The sequence below is a fragment of the Kitasatospora sp. MBT66 genome, from assembly GCF_000710405.2.
GTDB lineage: Bacteria > Actinomycetota > Actinomycetes > Streptomycetales > Streptomycetaceae > Kitasatospora > Kitasatospora purpeofusca.
This window is the reverse complement of sequence record NZ_JAIY01000003.1, coordinates 342,703-348,454: the sequence shown is the minus strand read 5'-3', so window position 1 is coordinate 348,454 and position 5,752 is coordinate 342,703. Positions and strand designations below refer to the sequence as shown.

4 protein-coding genes and 2 pseudogenes are annotated in these 5,752 nt (G+C 75.2%); 2 read left to right on the top strand and 4 right to left on the bottom strand.

Annotation, left to right across the window (positions count from 1 at the left end):
• A pseudogene (locus tag BI06_RS50255) lies at nt 1–185 on the bottom strand (hypothetical protein); the annotation flags it as partial.
• Nucleotides 182–1,600: a diaminobutyrate--2-oxoglutarate transaminase family protein gene (locus tag BI06_RS03465; protein ID WP_043464957.1), complete on the bottom strand. Its 1,419-nt coding sequence runs from the start codon at nt 1,598–1,600 to the stop codon at nt 182–184. The pseudogene BI06_RS50255 and the gene BI06_RS03465, both read right to left, overlap by 4 nt.
• Before the next feature lie 255 nt (nt 1,601–1,855).
• Between BI06_RS03465 and BI06_RS03460 the strand changes: the two genes are divergently transcribed.
• Entirely contained in the window at nt 1,856–2,221 is a 366-nt protein-coding gene (locus BI06_RS03460; RefSeq protein ID WP_030391951.1) for a PH domain-containing protein, read from the top strand.
• 103 nt (nt 2,222–2,324) lie between these two features.
• Here the strand turns inward: BI06_RS03460 and BI06_RS03455 are convergent.
• A pseudogene (locus tag BI06_RS03455) lies at nt 2,325–3,005 on the bottom strand (response regulator); the annotation flags it as partial.
• A 59-nt stretch (nt 3,006–3,064) separates the two neighbouring features.
• Complete coding sequence (locus tag BI06_RS03450; protein ID WP_043464952.1) at nt 3,065–4,804, bottom strand: ATP-binding protein; 1,740 nt, start codon at nt 4,802–4,804, stop codon at nt 3,065–3,067.
• A 219-nt stretch (nt 4,805–5,023) separates the two neighbouring features.
• Between BI06_RS03450 and BI06_RS03445 the strand changes: the two genes are divergently transcribed.
• On the top strand, nt 5,024–5,752 hold a 729-nt coding region (locus tag BI06_RS03445; RefSeq protein WP_043464949.1), incomplete at its 3' end, for a cation:dicarboxylate symporter family transporter.

Here is a 5,752-nt window from a genome sequence, read left to right as displayed (position 1 = left end):
GTCTCCAGCGCGTCGAGGACGGTGGCGAGCAGCGGGCCGAGCGCGGCGGGTCCGCCGACGCCGCCGGAGAGGGCGTCGAGGGGTGCGTCGGCGCCCTCGGCCGGGTCCGGCCAGGACCCGCCGGCACCCTCCCCGTCCCCGCCGCCGGTCCCGCTGCCGGTCGCCTCTCCCGGGCCGCCGCTCACGCCGAGGCCGCCGCGACGGCGTCCGCGAGCCGGTCCAGCACCGCGGCCGCCTGCTCGTCCGTGATGGTGAGCGGGGGCAGCAGCCGCAGCACGGCGTCGTGCCGCCCGCCGAGTTCGACGATCAGCCCGCGGGCCAGGCAGGCCTCGCGGACCCGGACGGCGAGTTCGGGGGCGGCCGGCCGGGCCCCGCAGGCGTCCGGAGCCGCGGTCGGGTCGACGAGTTCGACGCCGATCATCAGCCCGCGCCCGCGCACGTCGCCGATCGCGGGGAGTTCCCCGGCCAGCGCGCGCAGCCGTTCGACCATCCGGTCGCCGACCAGCGCCGCCCGTTCGGCCAGCCCGTTGGCGGCAACGTAGCGCAGCGTGGCCGCTCCGGCCGCCATGGCCAGTGTGTTGCCGCGGAAGGTGCCGGTGTGGGCGCCGGGCCGCCAGCCGTCGTACTCCTCCCGGTAGACGACGACGGCGAGCGGGAGGCTGCCGCCGATCGCCTTGGAGAGCACCATCGCGTCGGGCACGATCCCGCTGTGCTCGACCGCCCACATCGCGCCGGTGCGGCCGACGCCGGTCTGCACCTCGTCGACGATCAGCGGGATGCGGCGCTCGGCGGTGATCCGGCGCATGGCGCGCAGCCAGTCGTCCGGTGCGGGGACGACGCCGCCCTCGCCCTGGACGGCCTCCAGGACCATCGCGGCGGGCGGGACGACGCCGCCGGCCGGGTCGTCGAGCAGCCGTTCGACATAGGTGGCCGAGAGTTCGGCCCCGGCCTCCCCGCCGACCCCGAACGGGCAGCGGTAGCCGTAGGGGTAGGGCAGCCGGACGACCTCGCCGCCGCCGGGCAGCGGCTCCTTGACGGCGACGTTGCCGGTGAGCGCGAGGGAGCCGGCGGTCATCCCGTGGTAGGCGCCGGTGAAGGCGAGGGCGCCGGAACGGCCGGTCGCGGTCTGCATCAGCTTGAGCGCGGCCTCGACGGCGTCGGTCCCGGCGGGCCCGCAGAAGTGCACCCGCGCGCCGTCGGCGAAGGCGGGCGGCAGGCCCTCGAACAGGGCGGTGGTGAAGTCGTCCTTCTCGGCGGTCGCGAGGTCGAGCAGGTGGAGCGGGGCGCCGCTGTCGAGGGTGCGGCGGATCGCCGCCAGGACCACCGGGTGGTTGTGGCCGAGGGCGAGGGTGCCGGCGCCGGAGAGGCAGTCGAGGTAGCGGCGGCCGTCGGCGCCTTCGACGGTCATGCCGCTGGCCCGCACGGGGACGATCGGGAACGAGCGCGCGTAGGTGCGGGCGGCGGACTCGCGCAGGCGCTGGCGGCGCAGGACGGCGCCCGGCGAGGATGCCGACCCGGCGGCGGGCGCCTGGCCCGGCGCGGGAACGGCGGCGGCGCGGGGGACGGTCGGACCGGTGGCGGGCTCAGCGGCGAGCGTCAAGGCAGACTCCCAGAAAATTAGGTGAGCCTAACCTTACTTGTCCGACCTGCCCTGGTCCGTCCGGGGGCTCCGGAACCACCCTTGCGGGTGACAACCCGGCATACCCTCAACGAGCGGGCCGTCGAGAGGTCACGGCCGTGAGGGGCGAGCGGGGTTCGGCCCGGAGGCCCCCGGGGCCGCCCGGCGTCCATGATCACCGGCATGCCAGACTCGGGGCCCAGGCGCCGCACCGGGCGCCCGCAGAGGGGAGTCGGCATGGCACTGTTCGGGAACGCCCACCGGGTGGACAACAGCGAGGCCCAGAAGGAGTTCGCCCGGCTGTTCGGCCAGGGCGAGCAGGTCCACGCCGCCTACCAGCTGGTCCGCGACACCTTCCTGTTCACCGACCGCCGGCTGATCCTGGTCGACAAGCAGGGCATCACCGGCAAGAAGACCGAGTACCACTCGATCCCCTACCGCTCGATCACCCACTTCGCCGTGGAGACCGCCGGCACCTTCGACCTGGACGCCGAGCTGAAGATCTGGGTCTCGGGCGCCGCGATGCCGATCTCCAAGAACTTCACCAAGGGCGTCGACATCTACGAGGTGCAGGCCCTGCTCACCGAGTTCGTGGCCCGCTGACCCCACCGCCGGGGACGTCCGACCCGCCGGAGCTTCCCGAGCCGCCCGAGCCGCCCCCGCCCGGTCCGCCCGGTCCGCCGGAGCCGCCGGAGCCGCCGGAGCCGCCCGTCCAGCGGTACCAGAGCTCCGGCCGGCCGACCGTGCCGTAGCGGGGCTCCCGGACGGCGAGGCCGGTGTCCACCAGGTGCTCCAGGTAGCGGCGGGCGGTGATCCGCGAGACACCGGCCGCCGCTCCGGCCGCCGCCGCCGAGAGGCCGGCGCCCGCGCGCAGCACCCCGGCCACGGTGTCCAGCGTCGGAGCGCTCAACCCCTTCGGCAGGGCGGTGCGTTCGGGCATCCGCAGCAGCGCGAGCGCCTGGTCGACCTCGTCCTGCCCGGTGGCCGCCCCGGTCCGCCCGAGGGTGTCCCGGTAGCGGGCGTAGCGCTCCAGGCGGTCGTGCAGCGCGGCGGCCGCGAACGGCTTCAGCAGGTACTGGACCACACCGGCGGACACGGCCCGGCGGACCATCGCGAGGTCGCGGGCGGAGGTGACCGCGATGACATCGGTGGCGTGGCCGGCGGCGCGCAGGGTGCCGCAGAGCTGGAGGCCGTGCCCGTCGGGCAGGTAGAGGTCGAGCAGCAGCAGGTCGACGGGGCGACCGGCGGCCCGGGCCCGCTCCAGGAAGCGCAGCGCCTCCGCGCAGCCGTGCACGGTGCCGACGGCCCGGAATCCCGGCTCGCGCCCCACGTAGAGGGTGTGGGCGGCGGCGGCCACCGGGTCGTCCTCGACCACCAGGACGGAGATCTCGGCCCGTTCGGCATCCCCGACCCGTTCGGCGTCCCCCGCCTGTCCGGTGCCGCGGCTCACGGAGCCACCGCCACGCGCCGGTGCTCCCCCGCGCCCTCGCCCACCGGTCGGTCGAGCGGCAGCCGGACGGTGAGCACCGCGCCGCGCTCCCGGCCGACCTCGACGGTGCCGCCGTTGCGCCGGGCGGCCTGGGCGACCAGGGCGAGCCCGAGTCCGCGCCCGTGGCCGCCGCCCTCGCCGCCCTGTTGGCCGCTCTGTTGGCCGCTCCCGCCGTCGCCGCTCCCCTGGCCGCTCCCGCCCGCACTGCCGTGCTGCTTGGTGCTCCACCCGCGCCGGAACACGTCCTCCACCGCCCCCGGGTCGATCCCGGCCCCGGTGTCGGCGACCCGCAGCAGCAGGTGCTCCCCCTCGATCCGGGCGGTGACGGTGACCTCCGGGGGCCCGGGGTTCGCGGCCGCGCCGGTGATCGCGGCGTCCACGGCGTTGTCGATCAGGTTGCCGAGGACGGTGATGAGGTCGCGGGCGGTCAGTCGCGACGGCAGCACGCCGTCGTCGATCGAACTGTCCGGCGTGAGCGTCAACTCCACGCCCCGTTCGGCGGCCTGGGCGGCCTTGCCCAACAGCAGGGCGGCCAGCACCGGTTCGCCGACGGCGGCGACCACCCGGTCGGTGAGCCGCTGGGCGAGGGCGAGTTCGGCGGTGGCGAACTCCACCGCCTCGCGGTGACGGCCGAGTTCGATCAGCGAGACGACGGCGTGCAGCCGGTTGGCGGCCTCGTGCGCCTGGGCGCCGAGCGCCTCGGTGAAGCCGCGCACGGAGTCCAGCTCGCCGCTCAGCGCCTGGAGTTCGGTGTGGTCGCGGAGGGTGAGGACCCGGCCGAGACCGGTACCGATGGTGGAGGTGTTGAGCACCACCACCCGCTCGGCGGTCAGATGGACCTCGTCCCGGACCGGAGCGTCCCCGCAGACGGCCGCCAGCAGCGCGTCCGGCAGCCCCAGCCCGTCCACCGGGTGCCCCTCCACCGCCCCGTCCAGGCCCAGGAGTTCGCGCGCCGCGTCGTTGCACAGCACCACCCGGTGGTCCCGGTCGAGCAGCACGAGCCCCTCCCGGACGGCGTGCAGGGTGGCCTGGTGGTACTCGTAGAGGTGGCTGAGTTCGGCCGGTCCCATGCCGTGGGTGTGCCGCCGCAGCCGGGAGTTGGCGAGGTAGGTACCGATGCCGCCGACGGCCAGCGCGGCCGCAGCGACCCCCATCAGCGCGAGCAGCGGGCCGCGCAGCTGCGCCGAGATGGACTGCACCGTGATACCGGCGCTGACCAGGGCGACCACCCGGTGCCGCTCGTCCAGCACCGGGGTGACCACCCGCACCGACGGGCCGAGCGTGCCGGTGTAGGTCTCGCTGCGGGTCTCGCCGGCGAGCGCCCAGTCGATGTGCCCGAGGAAGGGCCGCCCGATCTGCTCGGGCAGCGGGTGGGTCCAGCGCACGCCGGCGGTGTCCATCACGGTGACGAAGGAGACCCCGGTGTCGACCCGCACCCGCTCGGCGTAGGGCTGGAGCACGGCCGTCGGATCGGGCGCGCCCGCGGCGTCGCGGACGGTCGGCGAGTCGGCGACGGCGCGGGCGACGGCGGTGACCTGGCGGCGGGCCGCGTCGTCGGCGCGCCCGGCGGTGAACAGGTACGCGAGCACGGCCCCGCCCGCGACCACGGCGGCGACGATGACCACTTGGACGACGAAGAGCTGTCCGGCCAGGCTGCGCACCAGCCGGCGCGGCGGGAGGAGGGTACGCGCGGACATGCCTGTCAGTGTGCACCACGGCCCGGTCGGCGCGGACCCCGCGGCGAGGACGGGGTGATGTGAACTCTATGAACGCAAACGTGACCCGCGTCACGCCCGGACCCCATAGTCGGAGCGGCCCACCACCCGGGGCCCCCGGACCGCACACCGGCGCACCCCCATGAGCGCATCCCCACGGGCGCACGCGCCACCGGGCACAGCAGGGCGAAGGAGCCACAGATGTCGATCACCGGAGCAGCAGCGGGCGCGGGCGCCAGACCGAAGGACCGCACCCACGTCCTTTACCTCGCCGTGATCGCGGCGGTCGTCGCGGGCGTCGTGGTGGGCCTGGCCGCGCCGGACTTCGCGGTGGAGCTGAAGCCCATCGGCACGGGCTTCGTCAACCTCATCAAGATGATGATCAGCCCGGTCATCTTCTGCACCATCGTGCTCGGCATCGGCTCGGTCACCAAGGCCGCCAAGGTCGGCAAGGTCGGCGGCCTGGCCCTCGGCTACTTCCTCGCCATGTCGACCGTCGCCCTCGGCATCGGCCTGCTGGTCGGCAACCTGCTGGAGCCCGGCGGCGGCCTCCACCTGACCTCCGCGCTCGCCAAGTCCGGCCACGCCCAGGCCGCCGCCGGCGGCGCGCAGTCCACCGCCGACTTCCTGCTCGGGATGATCCCGACCACCATGCTCTCCGCCCTCACCGAGGGCAAGGTGCTGCAGACCCTGCTGGTCGCCCTGCTGGCCGGCTTCGCCCTCCAGGCGATGGGCCCGGCCGGCGCCCCCGTGCTGCGCGGCATCGAGCACGTGCAGCGGTTGGTCTTCCGGGTCATGGCGATGATCATGTGGGTGGCACCGATCGGCGCCTTCGGGGCGATGGCCGCGGTGGTCGGCGCCACCGGGACGGCCGCACTGAAGAGCCTCGCCGTCATCATGATCGGCTTCTACCTGACCTGCGCCCTGTTC

What these genes read in the sequence shown, in the direction of transcription:
- BI06_RS03460 (WP_030391951.1), top strand. Translation starts at nt 1,856, where the DNA reads ATGGCACTGTTCGGGAACGCCCACCGGGTGGACAACAGCGAGGCCCAG.
- BI06_RS03450 (WP_043464952.1), bottom strand. Translation starts at nt 4,804, where the DNA reads ATGTCCGCGCGTACCCTCCTCCCGCCGCGCCGGCTGGTGCGCAGCCTG.